Origin of the sequence: Corynebacterium kroppenstedtii, from assembly GCF_016894245.1 — a bacterium.
Taxonomy (GTDB): domain Bacteria; phylum Actinomycetota; class Actinomycetes; order Mycobacteriales; family Mycobacteriaceae; genus Corynebacterium.
The window spans coordinates 509,455-524,501 of record NZ_CP069792.1 but is presented as its reverse complement, the minus strand read 5'-3'; the positions used below and the strand labels follow the sequence as shown (position 1 = coordinate 524,501).

Sequence of the window (15,047 nt, the reverse complement as noted above, 5' to 3'; positions counted from 1 at the left end):
AAATTAACCCTTTACGGGGGCAGCGATTGGGACTGTTCGACGGGGTCCAACGCCACGGGGGTTCTCTGCAATGCCCGTAGACCACGTATTGGTGGCGTGGTGAACACAAAAATCCTGGTGAATTCCTGTGTCCATAAGCCCACCGTTAAGATGAACCCTATGGCAGATCCGTTTTACTTCGGCATTATTGGCCTTGCTCGGACCTTATTCACTCTGGAAGGCCTCCGTTTTCGAGTGACTGGAACCGAGAATGTACCGGCCAAAGGAGGTGCCGTTGTGGTGATGAACCACACCGGTTACCTTGACTTTGCCTACGCAGGGATTCCTTTCCGCACCTGCCGCCGATACGTGCGCTACATGGCCAAATCCGAAGTATTTGATCACCCCGTTGCGGGGCCAATCATGCGTGGGATGAAGCATATCCCGGTTGATCGGATCGACGGCAGTGAGTCATACCGGCAGGCGGTGGATTATCTCCGATCTGGCCGTTTGGTCGGAGTATTTCCGGAATCGACCATTTCACGTAGCTTCGAAATCAAAGATTTCCGCAAAGGTGCTGTCAGGATGGCTCAGGAAGCAGGGGTTCCTTTGATTCCTGTCACCATCGTGGGTTCGCAGCGTGTCTGGACGAAGGGGCACCCGAAGCGGTTGGGGCGCTCCCGGACTCCGATTTATATCAATGTTCTCTCACCCATTCATCCCGATGGCGATGCCACGACAGAGACGGATCGTCTCCGTGATGTCATGGTTAATGACCTGGACAGGCTGTGGGAAATGTACCTACAGGACAATGGCCCAGTGAAGGGGGACGAATATTGGATTCCTGCTCGGTACGGTGGAGCTGCCCCACCGTTCGAGGTTGCTCAGCGTGAGGACGAGGCTGTAGCCGAGGAGCGTCACCGCATCCGCAAGCTGCGGGACGATTTGAATAATTTAACGCATGTGGTGACGAAGACAACGCGCGACATCGTCAATAAGAGTGTCAGTATGAGTTCTGGTGCGTGGACGAAGAGTTCCGACGCGGTGAAGTCTGCCTCGGTGAGCGCACGTGACTCCGTGACTGAATCCGCAGCGGCGTTGAATGACAAAATGCCATGGCAAGCCGATGAGGAAACGAAGCTGCGTAAACGGGCGGATAAGCTCGAAAAGAATAAACGCAAAGAGGAAATAAAGGAAGCCAAGACTGCCGAGAAAGAGGCTGAGAAGGCTGAGAAGGCTGCGAAGAAGAAGGAAAAGAATAAGCGGGACGACGGGGCTGAGAAAATAGTCGAGTCCTTACAGACGAGCTTCGATTCGCTCTATGAGGAGACCTCCAAGAATAATCACGAGGGAGCGTCGAAGATTATTGAAGCAAGAGATTCGTTTTATCGTTCCTCGCGTGAATTGCTTCAATCAGTTCAATCTGCCACCGCATCGATGACGGACGCGACTCGCGATGTGGAATGGGTGTCATTAGACAAGACATTAACGTCACTGATCGGACAAACCAAACAGATTCGTGACAAAATCCCTGCACGCATTAAATCGAAATTACCTGCAGATGTGGCTGCAGTCTGTTCCGATATAGACGGAACGATCTTTCATGAGAATACAATTAGCGACGCTACGCGTGACGTATTCGGCAAGCTCAACGCCCGTGGTGTCGAAGTTCTTTTGGCTACCGGGCGGGCTATTGAAGAAGTCGATCCTGTTGTCGATCAACTCCCTATCTCACCCGTTGCCATTTGTGCCAATGGTGCAGTGGTTTATGACACCAAGAACAAACGCGTACTCCACGTGGAAGGCTTTTTTGAAGGCGGGGCGGACATTCTCACTCACCAAATCGAAGAAAATATCCCAGATGCCGAGATAATTGTGCGCACGGTCGATAACACTGCTGTTAAAGTCGTTGTCAACGCAGACATGCCAAGCGAAGATATTGCTGATGCGCTGGATGAAAGTGTCCGGGAAAGAAGTACGCTAACGTATTCCAACCCCTATGGATCTATAGAACTAGGCCCCATCGGAGTGAATAAGTCGACCGGTGCCGAATGGTATTTTCATAACAAAGGAATAGATCCGTCTCACGTCATCGCTTTCGGTGATATGCCAAATGACGCCGAATTACTCTCCTATGTCGGCGCAGGTATCACAATGGCGAATGCCGATCGGGATCTTATTCGCGACGCCTCCTGGGTGACCTCCTCAGTGGAGGACGATGGAGTTGCTGAGGTTCTCAAATATGTTGTGAAACGGTTCGAGGACCAGGACGCTGATGCTGCAGACGAAGCAGATTCACCGAGCTTAGCCACAGAGAAATAAACCTCATCGTGAATATCGACGCCAGCGGACCTCAACATACGGGTGGCCCTCGTGCAGGCCTTCCCGACGCCGTTGACCTCGCCGGACGTGACCCTGCACCCTTGCTTGTCGCTTCTGACATCGATGGGACGCTTGTCACGAGCGCCGAACGCGTTACACCGCGTCTCGCGTCGGCAATTCACCGTATGGTTCGAGCTGGAACATCGCTCGTTTTGGCCACGGGCCGTCCCGCCAGGTGGACACTCCCCGTTATTGCCCAGCTCCCCGTCCGCCCCCTGTGCGTGTGCACTAACGGATCCGTGATTTTCGATTCCGCGAGGGGAGAGGTTCTCAATGCACATGAGATACCCCCGAAGCACCTCGCTGACATGGTGCGACGAGTGGTTGAAGGCCTCGCGTCGGATCCACGGGGGATCCATGTTGGATTCGGAGTTGAACGTGTCGGAACTGATCTTTATTCCGAGAAGGATCAATTCCTCATTGAGCCTAACTTTGACCACGTATGGGATAGCCAGGGATTTTCATTGGTGAGTATCGAAGAACTCGTGGCTGAGCCGGCGGTAAAACTGCTGCTCCGTTCACCTGAGGCCACTAGCGAAGAGCTCTACCAGCTTGTAGCACCCAACATTCCCGTCGATAAAGGGCATGTCACGTATTCATTTTCGGGCGGACTACTGGAAATCGCGGCACCTGGTGTGACCAAAGCTGGTGGCTTAGCCGAGGTTGCTGAACTTCTCGGTGTCGACGCGGGCGAAACCGTTGCTTTCGGTGATATGCCGAATGACACAGAGATGCTGGAATGGGCGCGAACGGGGGTAGCAATGGGTAATGCACATCCGCTGCTCAGTGGGGTGGCAAAAGCGGTAACTACCAGTAACGATGACGATGGAGTGGCGCGCGTTATTGACGCATGGTTTTAGAAGACGCTTCACAACCGAATCGGGTATTTCCGCCCGGTTCACGGTTTGCTAACGTCAGACATCGGGCATCCAACAAGAGCCCTAAGGAGCTGCCATGAGCGACGAAGAGTCGCAGGTCAATAACCATCCTGTGGTGCATCTCTCACACGGACCATACGCTGCGGAAATTGCTACCTATGGGGGAGGAATACGTTCCCTGACATACCGCGGGTTGCCCCTAATGGAGGGGTATTCCGACGGGGAGTACCCACCTTTGTCTGCGAACGTCGTACTAGCTCCCTGGCCCAATCGAATTCGGGATGGGCGGTTTTATTTTCACGGCCAGTCACACCAGCTGTCGATGACGGAACCAGACCGGAACAACGCCATCCACGGTTTCGTGAGCGACGCCGTGTGGGACGTGATGTCACATGCTGATGACGCCACCGCGACCACATTGGCAACCACCATCGAGCCTCAGCAAGGATGGCCGTGGGCACTTCATGTGACGTCGACCTATGAACTATCCGATCAGGGGCTGACGTGTACCTGCGAGATTACGCATCCCGACAGCGCTCCCGGGGTTGGTGCTGCACCAGTGGCGTACGGGTTCCATAGCTATCTCAGCGCACTCGGATCCCCCATTGATGAGTGCACGCTCGACATGTTCGTTCGCAGTCAGCTTCCCCTGGATCCGGACAGGAAGCTCCCCTCGGGCGACATTACCGACATCACCGCAGAGTTCCCGATCCACCACATTGAGCTCCGCGACCAACTCCTCGATGACTGTTTCGGTCGGGAGGCGGTATCGAGCCGAGACACGATGTCGGAGAGTGTATCCCCAGATACGGCGCGTACTGACCTCTCACGTAGAGACGTCGCTTCTGATATCCGTGCAGCGCGACTACTTAATAGTGACGGGCGTGGGGTACAAATGTGGGTCTCTCCACAGATCAAGTGGTTCCAGGTGTTTACCGCTGACCCATCGTGGGGCTATCCCTATCCCGGCAGAGGCCGCGCATTGGCGGTCGAACCCATGACAGTGCCTCCCGATGCCTTTAACAGTGGGACGGATGTGGCGAATATTGCGGCGGGCGAATCCCTCGTCGTGAAGTGGCGTATTGGGTACGCAGCAGAGCATACGGCAGGTGCAGATCATGGATGAACCGGGACGTAGTGCCGCGTCACCTACGGTGCACTTAACCCCATAACAGGCGTGAGAAATACATATCGATAATCCAGAAAGAATAGGACACGCGCATGGAGACTATGGTCGTGGCGGAATCTGTGCTCCGCCTTGATGCCAGTTGGGTGGATTACTCACTGGTAGCGCTCTACTTTGTTTTTGTTTTGGGAATCGGGTGGGCAGCCCGGGCGAGGGTATCGAGTTCCATTGATTTCTTCCTCTCTGGCCGGGGACTGCCATCCTGGGTAACAGGTTTGGCTTTTATTTCCGCCAACCTAGGTGCGGTTGAAATCATTGGTCACTCTGCCAATGGCGTCCAGTACGGAATGCAAACAATGCAGTATTTCTGGATTGGCGCTGTTCCTGCCATGGTTTTCTTAGGCATCGTTATGATGCCTTTTTATTATGGCTCCAAAGTGCGCTCGGTCCCCGAGTTCATGCTCAAACGGTTCGGGCCGACGGCACACCTGGTCAACGCCATATCATTTGCCCTGGCTCAGCTCCTCATCGCCGGTGTGAACCTCCTGCTTCTAGCAAAAGTGGTCAATTCACTTCTGGGATGGCCTCTGTGGGTCACCCTATTGGTCGCGGCAGTTATCGTTCTGTCATATATCACGTTGGGTGGGCTCTCCGCCGCAATTTATAACGAGGTTCTTCAATTCTTCGTTATTGTTGCAGCGCTCCTTCCTTTGACATTGATTGGTCTCCATCGTGTCGGCGGTTGGGGAGGATTGAAAGGTGCACTGAACGCCGAATCTCATTTCCATACGTGGCCTGGGCAGGATATTTCGGGGTTTGATAACCCCATCGTCTCTGCAATTGGTATTGCGTTCGGTCTTGGTTTCGTTCTGTCATTTGGTTATTGGACAACAAATTTCGTTGAGGTTCAGCGTGCCATGGCCTCGGAATCGTTGAGTTCAGCACGGAAAACACCGATTATCGGCGCATTTCCGAAGATGCTGATCCCCTTCGTTGTGGTTATTCCCGGTATGGTCGCCTCGGTTCTTGTCACGCCTATTAAAGATGAGACCGCAGAACCCAATGACGCCATCCTTTATTTGATGCGTGATTTATTGCCCAATGGACTCTTAGGCGTCGCAATTGCGGGTCTCTTGGCTGCATTTATGGCCGGAATGGCGGCAAATATTTCTGCTTTCAATACCGTCATGAGTTATGACATTTGGCAGACATATGTGGTTAAAGATCGTGACGACGAATACTACCTAAAGTTTGGGCGGATTGCGACGATCCTTGCTGCGGTTATTGCCGTGGGGACTGCATTGGTTGCAATGAATTTCGGTAACGTCATGGATTACCTTCAAACGTTGTTTGGTTTCTTTAACGCCCCGCTGTTTGCCACCTTCATTTTGGGTATGTTTTGGAAGAGGATGACACCTACTGCTGGTTGGGTAGGACTAGTGACCGGTACGCTTGCCGCCGTCGTCTTCTGGGGATTGTCGTTGGGGTCCTCTCCCGTGGTCAGCCTCCCCGGGCAAGGAGTCGCATTCGTTGCAGCGTCGATTGCCTTCGCAACCGATATTGTCGTATCGATCCTCGTGACGATGGTGACGAAGCCCAAACCTGATGAAGAATTAGTGGGCTTTGTCCGTTCTGTTACGCCGAAAGCCCAGTTGGTGGACACCACGGAAGCAGAACAACCGTGGTATCACCGGACCGTACCGTTGGGACTATTGTGTTTGGTTTTGGTCATCGCGCTCAACGTCGCATTCGCATAACCGAGGAATGTGATGTGCTAATGACCGAATCACTGTCGTGTCGGACAATAAGGAACACGACTAGTTACAGCTGGAAGAAAAGTAAGAAAGGCGTTGAGTACGATGACTGAACACACATCAACTCCCGCGAGAACACCGGAGAAACATAAAGCTGGAGCTTTTGATATCCGGACAGTGATCGCCATTCTTTTAGGGATATACGGACTTGTTCTTGTGATCTGTAGTTTTGCGCTCGATCCAGGAACGAACCCAGATACGGGAGCATCTAAGTCTGCAACAGATAATTTATGGGTCGGAATCGGGTTACTGGTTGTCTCCGGTATTTTTGTGGCTTGGGCAAAACTCAAACCCATTATTGTCGATGAATCAAAGATCGTTCATGACGACGAAACCGACCGTGGATGACGGTGAATAGCTGGGTAAACAGTGATCTGTAATAGCTGATCCGGAACATGTGATGGATGAAGAACAGCAAATGAATTCCATAAGTGGTGAAAGATTGAATAATAATTCGGATCATCCGTATTCAGTAACGTCGATGACGCTGGCTGATGGAAGGGAACTGATCTATTTCGATGACGACCCAGAGGTTCTCAATGGTTCTGTGAAACGTATCCTGACGGATTCACGCGAATTGCCGCACGCAAAAACCGATTCGGAGATTCGGCGTGATCCGCTGTCGGGGGAGTGGGTCGCTTACGCGAGCCACCGCATGAATAGAACATTTATGCCGCCCGCTAATGAGGATCCTTTAGCTCCCACTGTTCCGGATCATCTGCCCACAGAAATTCCATCGCCGGACTATGACGTGGTTGTCTTTGAAAATCGGTTCCCCTCGTTCAGTATGCACATGTCTCGGATGACTGCGGATCAGGGGAAGAATGAGGGAAAAGGTGAGCATAGTGCCGACAATGGCGCGCTCGTGGATAACGGAATGGTTCCCCACCGTCCTGCTTTAGCACGATGCGAGGTTATCTGCTTTACACCGGACATTTCTGGTTCTTTTAAAGACTTACCTGTTAGCAGAATCCGAACGGTTATCGAAGCATGGGCACATCGGACGAAAGCGTTATCCGCAATTCCGGAAGTTCGGCACGTCTATCCATTTGAAAATCGTGGCGAAGAAATTGGTGTGACCTTGCAGCACCCCCATGGGCAGATTTATTCCTACCCAGAAATCCCACCACGTATTCGAAATATCGTTCACTCTTCCAAGATATATCGTGAAGAAAACGGTAGTGATCTGTTTGCTGATCTTCTCTCCGCCGAATTAGAAGAGGGAACCAGAATTATTGATCGCACCGATCATTTCGTCGTTTTCGTTCCCGCTGCCGCGAAATGGCCTTTGGAGGTCATGGTTATGCCACGACGTTCGGTGCCGGATTTTGATGCATTGTCCCAGGAAGAGCGCGCAGATCTCGCTCCGCTATTGAAGAGGCTCTACACCGCCGTCGATAAGTTCTTCGATGGAGTTGAACGAACACCATATATCGCGTCCTGGAATCAAGCGCCCACAGTGCCGGAAGACCGTGACCATGTTCGGCTCCACCTTCAATTGTTCTCCTTAATGCGGTCTCCCCATAGGTTGAAATATTTGGCGGGCTCCGAATCCGGAATGGGTTTCTGGATCAACGACACCACCCCCGAACGTATTGCTCAACGATTCAGAGAGATTTGGGACGACAAATAATGGCAAATTCACACACGGAGCCAACAGAAAAACCGCAGGCGCCGGCAACACAAGCGAAGGCAACCTCTTCACACACATCACACCATCCCCAGGCGCTCAACTGGGCTCAGGCCCGTAGTGATCAACAACTTATTGCCGACGCCACTGCGTTGTTTACCGAGACATTTGGTGGCAAGCCCGATGGTGTGTGGGCCGCTCCCGGCCGCGTGAACCTCATTGGTGATCACGTTGATTACGCAGGCGGAGTATCCATCCCCTTTGCATTGCCACATGTCACCGCCGTCGCGGCGCGTCGTCGCACCGACGACACTATCTCGATTGTTTCTCTTCCGCCGGTAGCCGCAACGGAAAACCTAAGCGTCACAGCGGAATTCGAAGACGACGCAACGGGGTCAGATGAGGCGAATTCGTCTCCCACACACCCTGAGGCGCTACGCACCACCGTTGCGCTCGCGGATGTTGGCCCAGGTCATCCAGCGGATTGGTCCGGATACATTGTGGGAACGATATGGGCTGGCCACCAGAACGGTGCGATACCTTCATCCGACCAGCATGGCAACGGGCTAGATCTCGCCCTTATTTCGGATGTTCCGCTGGGATCAGGGCTCTCAAGCTCAGCTGCGTTGGAGTGTTCCGCGGTTTTAGCTGCCCGCGAACTCGCCGCTCCAGAGGCACCCCTCGACCAGGCGACCTACCAACTCCTCATCGATGCCGCGATCCGCGCAGAAAATGACGTGGTCGGCGCGTCGACGGGTGGACTAGACCAGCGAAGTTCCCTCCTGGCTACGCCAGGCCATGCTTTAGCCATTGATTTCCGCACCAACGTCGTCAATCAAGTCGCGTGTGACGTTGAATCCGATGGGCTCGCGTTCGTGGTGGCCGACACCAACGCGCCTCACTCGCTGTCCGATGGGCAATATGCCTCGCGACGAGGCGTTATCGACGCCGTCACCGCACATGCAGGTGCATCCTCTCTGCTCGACATCGACGATCCCATCGCCGCCGCAGCCTCCTGGGCGGAAACCGACGAATCCACGGTCACGCCAGAGGTTGCACGCCTGCGCGTCACACATGTTGTTGACGAAACCGCCCGCACCCGGCGCGCCCAAGACGCCCTCAACAGCAAGAACTGGAAAGGATTTGGGCGGCTCATGAATGAGAGTCACGAATCCCTCCGCGACCTCTACGACGTATCTACACCGGAACTGAACTCGGCCCGTGACGCGGCTCTCGACGCAGGTGCCGTGGGGGCCCGCATGACCGGAGGAGGATTCGGCGGAAGCATCATCGCTCTCGTCCCCACGGAACGCATCACTGCGGTTGCACAGGAGATTCACCAGCGAACCGTCGACAAGGATTTACCGAACCCCACATTCTTGGCGATCACCCCGGCTGCGGGTGCCCGACGGCTGGTGTAACCCAGCGAACGAAAGATAGGCTTTAACCGTGACTGTCACCTCGAACACTAGTGAATATGACCTTTTTGTGGTCGGATCCGGATTCTTCGGGCTCACCATCGCTGAACGCATGGCAAGCGCCGGCAAGAAAGTGCTCATCGTAGAAAAACGCGAGCATATTGGCGGAAATGCCTATTCGGAGGCCGAGCCGGAGACGGGCATAGAGATCCACAAATATGGTGCCCACCTTTTCCACACCTCAAATGAGCGCGTGTGGAACTACGTCAACCAATTCACTGACTTCACCAATTACCAGCACCGTGTGTTCGCCATGCACAAGGGCACGGCGTACCAGTTTCCCATGGGCCTCGGGCTGATCAACCAATTCTTCGGACGGTATTACAGTCCTGATGAAGCACGCCAGCTCATTAAAGATCAGACCGATGGGCTGGACCCGGCCAAGGCGAAGAACCTGGAAGAAAAGGCGATCTCTCTGATCGGGCGGCCATTGTACGAAGCGTTCGTACGTGATTACACCGCCAAGCAGTGGCAAACAGACCCGAAGGAACTGCCGGCGGGGAACATTTCGCGACTGCCGGTCCGGTATAACTTCGACAACCGATACTTCAACGATACCTATGAGGGGCTTCCCGTCGACGGATATACCGCCTGGCTGGAACGCATGGCCGACCACGACAACATCACGGTCCGCCTGAACACCGATTGGTTTGAGGTTCGCGATGAACTCCGCGCAGCGTCACCCAAGGCCCCCGTCATCTATACCGGGCCGCTTGACAGGTATTTCAACTACTCTGAGGGGCGCTTAGGATGGCGCACCCTCGATTTTGAAACAGAAGTGCTTGAGACCGGAGACTTCCAAGGCACGCCGGTCATGAATTACAACGATGCCGACGTGAAATACACCCGCATCCATGAATTCCGTCACTTCCACCCCGAGCGGAAAGACCGGTACCCGCGAAACAAAACGGTCATCATGAAGGAATACAGCCGCTTCGCCGAGAATACCGACGAACCGTACTATCCGATTAACACTCCCGAAGACCGCGACAAACTGTTGGCTTATCGTGACCTCGCAGCGAAAGAGGCCCACGATCACAACGTTCTCTTCGGTGGCCGCCTTGGCACTTACCGTTACCTGGACATGCACATGGCTATCGGATCTGCCCTGTCCATGGTCGATAACAAATTGATGCCGTTCTTTGAGGATGGCCAGCCCATCGAAGCGTAGGTGCCGAGATCAGGCTTAGAGTGGGGCATTCTCCCTCTACATAAAAATCAGCGGGTGGTACCTGGTTACATTCCCAGTGCCACCCGCTGACTCTCAACCTAGCTGTCTACACAGCTTGGCTATCTACTTCTCTTGCTCTGGCGGATTGAGCGGATCGCCACGCTTGACGTGGTAAAACGGGGTCTCATCAGCGGCAAGAGGAGTCTTGCCCGCAATGATGTCCGACGCTTTTTCAGCGATCATCATCGTCGGTGCGTAAATATTGCCATTCGGAATAGACGGCATGACGGAAGCGTCGACAACATAAAGACCATCCGTACCGTGAACCTGCATGGTAGAGGGATCTACCACAGACATAGGGTCACTGTCCGGCCCCATCGCGCATGTGCAGGACGGGTGCAGCGCGGTCTCCGCGTCATTCCGAACCCATTCGAGAATCTCTTCGTCGGTTTGTATCGCAGAGCCAGGAGAAATCTCCCCGTCGGTGTATTCCTTCATTGCCGGGGTATCCAGCAGCTTGCGTGACACCTTGATAGCCTCAACCCACTCGCGACGGTCCTGTTCCGTCGACAGGTAGTTGAACAAAATATCCGGCTTTGTATCCACTGTGGGCGCAGTGATCCGCACATATCCCCTGGCATCCGAATACATCGGGCCGACGTGGAACTGGAATCCGTCGTCACCCTCCGGCTTCGTGCCGTCATAGCGCATGGCCAAGGGCAGGAAGTGGAACATGAGGTTTGGGTAGTCCTCGTTGTCATTAGAACGCGCGAACCCACCAGCTTCGAAATGCGATGTTGCCACCGGGCCTTTATGAGTCGTCAACCACTGCAAGCCCAGCATTGGCCACCGCCACTTATCCAAGTAGCGCTGAGCAGACACGGGTTTGGTGCAGTTGTACTGAACATACACTTCCAGGTGGTCCTGCAAGTTCTCGCCGACACCCGGCAAATCCTTAACGACGTTGACGCCGACCTTGTTCAGCAAATCTTTATTGCCGACGCCCGACACCTGCAGTAACTGCGGCGAATTGATTGCCCCACCACACAGGATCACTTTATCCGCGCGGACCTGGTGGGTACGGCCATGCCAGTCATACTCGACGCCCACGGCTTTCGTACCTTCGAAGAGAATGCGACGAACATTCGCGCGGGTGCGGAGCTCTAAGTTGTCGCGATCCAGGACGGGGTGAAGATAGGCGCGGGCAGCGGAAAGGCGACGCCCACGATCGATATTCGCGTCGAACGGGCCGAAACCTTCCTGGCGGTACCCGTTAACATCCGGCGTGTAGTTATAGCCCGCCTGCTCGATGGACTTGAAGAACGCCTTGAACAGGGGCGATGTTGCCGGGCCGCGCTTCATACGCAGGGGGCCATTGTGCCCACGGCGGGGATCGTCATCGGGGGACCCCAGCGCCGTTTCCATGCGCTTGAAGTAAGGGAGGCAGTATTTCCAATCCCACTTTTCTAATCCATCGCGCTTGCCCCACTTCTCGTAATCCATTGGGTTACCGCGCTGGAAAATTTGCCCATTAATCGAGGACGAACCACCGACGACCTTGCCGCGGGCGTGATAGATCCGACGGCCGTGCATTTCCGGCTCGGGAACAGATTCGTATTCCCAGTCGTAATGCTTATTGCCGATGGGGAATGAGAATGCGGATGGCATGTGGATGTAGAGATCCCACAGGGAGTCGTTCCTGCCTGCCTCTAGCACCATGACCGACGTCGAGAAGTCTGATGACAGCCGGTTAGCCAACACGGAACCGGCAGAACCAGCGCCCACGATAACGACGTCGCGGTGTTCCACCGTTGAACCGGACCTGGGGAAAAGCTTGCCAATCCTTGAGCCAGCCGATGCGGCTGCGGACTCCAGCCGAGAAGCAAACGAACTCACGTAGAGATCCTCCTTGCCTAGAATGCATACGTAGGGCGCCGATGCGCCGTGTGATGGCCATGGGTATCGGAGATCACGTCAGCAAAATAGCGCAGTAGAATTAGTGCAGCTCATTTCTTGCGCATTTTCGGTCGTGTATCCCGTTTATAATGGATAATCAGAATATCAAAAATAGACGAAAATATCAAGATGAAAATGTGTATTTAATACCCCGAAAAAGCGTTTGAACAGTAGCTATGCATATTGTGACAACTCTTTTGAAATGTGACCGACTACATTTTTTATCTAAATTGTTTATACTCATACGGTCCCAGAAAAACTGAAGGAAGAGACGCATGGGCCGATTGGAGAGTTCTATTTCAGCCAGAAAGACGTCGACAATCCCTGACCGTGAGGATGCGGACGACAATGGCACAGGGAAAAAAGACCCGACGAAAAATCAGGTAGTCGGAGGGTCTCAACCAACCCGGACGATAGACCCGCCAGATGTGAACTGGCCGGTATTTATCATTTCCGGCGTTCTCATCATCTGTATTGCGCTGTGGGCGATACTGACTCCCGATAACGCGCTGTCCGTACTGACGAACATCGTCGGAACAGTGTCGAAGAATGCTGGATGGTTCTATATCCTCACCGCCACGGTGGCTGTGCTGTTTATGCTGGGCGTCGCCATCACCCGTGCGGGCCTCATCAAATTGGGGCCGGACCATGCTAAACCGCAGTTCGGTCTCTTCTCCTGGGCATCCATGCTTTTTGCCGCAGGTATCGGCATTGATCTGTTGTTCTTCTCGGTGGCAGAACCGGTTAGTCAGTATTATCACCCGCCCTCAGGGGATGGTGAAAGTATTGAAGCTGCACGTCAAGCCGTTGTCTTCACCCTGTTCCACTACGGGATCACCGGGTGGGCCCTCTACGCGTTAATGGGAATGGCCTTTGGGTACTTTGCGTACCGCCTGAATATGCCCTTATCCATCCGATCTGCACTCTACCCACTTATCGGCAAGAGGATCCATGGCCCCGCCGGTGATGCCGTCGATATTGCGGCTATGTTGGGCACGGTTTTCGGTGTCGCCACATCGTTGGGCATCGGCGTTGTTCAGCTCAATTACGGGCTCAAGGTACTTTTTAACTTTCCCGAAAACTTGGCCTGGCAGATAGGCCTGATCGTGTTAGCTGTTGCGGTGGCCACGATTTCTGCAGTGTCCGGTGTCGATAAAGGAATTAAACGGCTCTCAGAGATCAACGTGCTCCTCGCTATCGGGTTGATGCTCTACATCCTGGTCACAGGCCGAACAGCATTCCTCTTCGACGCTTTGGTTATGAATGTTGGCGAATATGTCTCGAAGTTCCCCGGCATGACGATGGATACCTACGCCTTCTCTGGTGCCCAAGAATGGCTGAACTCATGGACGCTGTTCTTCTGGGCATGGTGGGTGGCATGGGCCCCCTTCATCGGTCTATTCCTGGCACGTATTTCGCGCGGACGCAGTCTACGTCAGTTCGTCGTCGGTACGATGTCCGTACCATTTTTATTCGTCCTGCTTTGGGTGTCCTTTTTCGGGAATTCCGCTCTGGATAAAGTTATTCACGGAGATAGCGACTTTGGCCATATGGCAGTTGATAAACCAGAGCGCGCGTTCTACCTCCTGCTGGGGCAGTATCCGGCCGGCATGATTGTGATGGGGGCAGCGTCGCTGATCGGCCTGTTGCTCTACATCACCTCTGCGGACTCCGCCGCCCTGGTTATGAGTAACTTCACGTCGAAAATTACGGACTCCCAGCAAGATGGACGGGCGTGGTCTCGTATTTTCTGGGCGGCCGCCGTTGGTGTCCTCACCATATCTATGCTGTTCGTCGACGGTATTCCCGCGCTGCAAAACGCAACGATCATTATGGGATTGCCATTCGCCATCGTCATGTATCTCGTGATGTACAGCTTGTTTAAGTCATTACGTTTAGAGTTACTGCAATCCAAATCGAGTGCTCGTGCCTTACACGGAGCAATGTCTAGCCGTGCTGCTCCTGCGGAAGCGGGAATGAATTGGAGGAAACGCCTCAACCGAGCCATGTCATTCCCGTCGTATACCCAGGTAGAGACGTACATTGATAACGTTGCCGCCCCTGCTCTAGACAAAGTGGCGAAGGCGTGTAAGGAACGCGGTGCGGATGTTGAGTACACGCGGTCAATTGTGGAGGGCCTGGGCCTGGCTCAGCTTGACTTCCGCGTGAAGTTCGGAAGCGATAAAGACTTCCGCTATCAGATTTATCCCACGCAGTACCCAATGCCGTCGTTTGCCGGTCGCATCCATCTGGATAGTGACAGTGAAGAACTGTATTACCGGTTGGAAATCTTCACCCTCACTGGATCGCTGGGGTATGACGTTTATGGTTATACGGAATCTCAGCTCATTGAAAACGTTTTAGATTTGTATGAGAGGCATATGGAATTCCTTCACCTTCAATCCGACCTTCCGGGCGGTTCTGACTTGTCGGATAATGCCGATCCGGTTGTTGAATGGGTGGATGATTATTCCGACTATGCTGCGGACAGTGCCGCTACAACAGGCAGTTCTGTGAGAAGTGAAAAACAAGAGGAGACGGATTCGTCGGACTCCATGGAGGAATCGACTACAGTCGGTCACTCGTCCTCTGCGTCACAACAGAGCTCAGCCGCTTCACAGAGCGAAAAATAA

Annotated in this window: 10 protein-coding genes; 9 read left to right on the top strand and 1 reads right to left on the bottom strand. The window is 53.8% G+C overall.

The genetic code is table 11. From position 1 onward, the window contains the following. Positions 1–159: 159 nt before the first annotated feature. The 8 genes from I6J23_RS02400 to glf all read left to right on the top strand — a co-directional run bounded on the left by I6J23_RS02400 (position 160) and on the right by glf (position 10,458). Positions 160–2,301, top strand: coding sequence for an HAD-IIB family hydrolase (locus I6J23_RS02400; RefSeq protein ID WP_204582384.1), 2,142 nt, complete (start codon positions 160–162; stop codon positions 2,299–2,301). Positions 2,302–2,309: 8 nt separating this feature from the next. Continuing rightward, positions 2,310–3,221, top strand: a complete 912-nt coding sequence (locus tag I6J23_RS02395; protein ID WP_204582383.1) for an HAD family hydrolase — start codon at positions 2,310–2,312, stop codon at positions 3,219–3,221. 94 nt (positions 3,222–3,315) lie between these two features. Further along, positions 3,316–4,365: an aldose 1-epimerase family protein gene (locus I6J23_RS02390; protein WP_204582382.1), complete on the top strand. Its 1,050-nt coding sequence runs from the start codon at positions 3,316–3,318 to the stop codon at positions 4,363–4,365. Between the two features lie 104 nt (positions 4,366–4,469). Continuing rightward, entirely contained in the window at positions 4,470–6,122 is a 1,653-nt protein-coding gene (locus I6J23_RS02385) for a sodium:solute symporter family protein (RefSeq protein WP_204582870.1), read from the top strand. 102 nt (positions 6,123–6,224) lie between these two features. Beyond that, positions 6,225–6,527, top strand: a complete 303-nt coding sequence (locus tag I6J23_RS02380) for a hypothetical protein (RefSeq protein WP_204582381.1) — start codon at positions 6,225–6,227, stop codon at positions 6,525–6,527. Positions 6,528–6,597: 70 nt separating this feature from the next. Then, entirely contained in the window at positions 6,598–7,812 is a 1,215-nt protein-coding gene (gene galT, locus I6J23_RS02375; RefSeq protein WP_204582380.1) for a galactose-1-phosphate uridylyltransferase, read from the top strand. Continuing rightward, positions 7,812–9,230 (top strand): galactokinase, encoded by a 1,419-nt coding sequence (galK, locus tag I6J23_RS02370; protein ID WP_204582379.1) that lies wholly within the window; start codon positions 7,812–7,814, stop codon positions 9,228–9,230. Before galT ends, galK begins: the two co-directional genes overlap by 1 nt. A gap of 28 nt (positions 9,231–9,258) precedes the next feature. Continuing rightward, positions 9,259–10,458: a UDP-galactopyranose mutase gene (glf, locus tag I6J23_RS02365; RefSeq protein WP_204582378.1), complete on the top strand. Its 1,200-nt coding sequence runs from the start codon at positions 9,259–9,261 to the stop codon at positions 10,456–10,458. A 123-nt stretch (positions 10,459–10,581) separates the two neighbouring features. Here the strand turns inward: glf and betA are convergent, their stop codons facing one another. Further along, on the bottom strand, positions 10,582–12,300 hold the full coding sequence (gene betA / locus I6J23_RS02360; protein ID WP_204582869.1) for a choline dehydrogenase: 1,719 nt from the start codon (positions 12,298–12,300) through the stop codon (positions 10,582–10,584). Positions 12,301–12,689: 389 nt separating this feature from the next. Between betA and betT the strand changes: the two genes are divergently transcribed. Beyond that, positions 12,690–15,047, top strand: a complete 2,358-nt coding sequence (gene betT / locus I6J23_RS02355) for a choline BCCT transporter BetT (protein WP_204582377.1) — start codon at positions 12,690–12,692, stop codon at positions 15,045–15,047.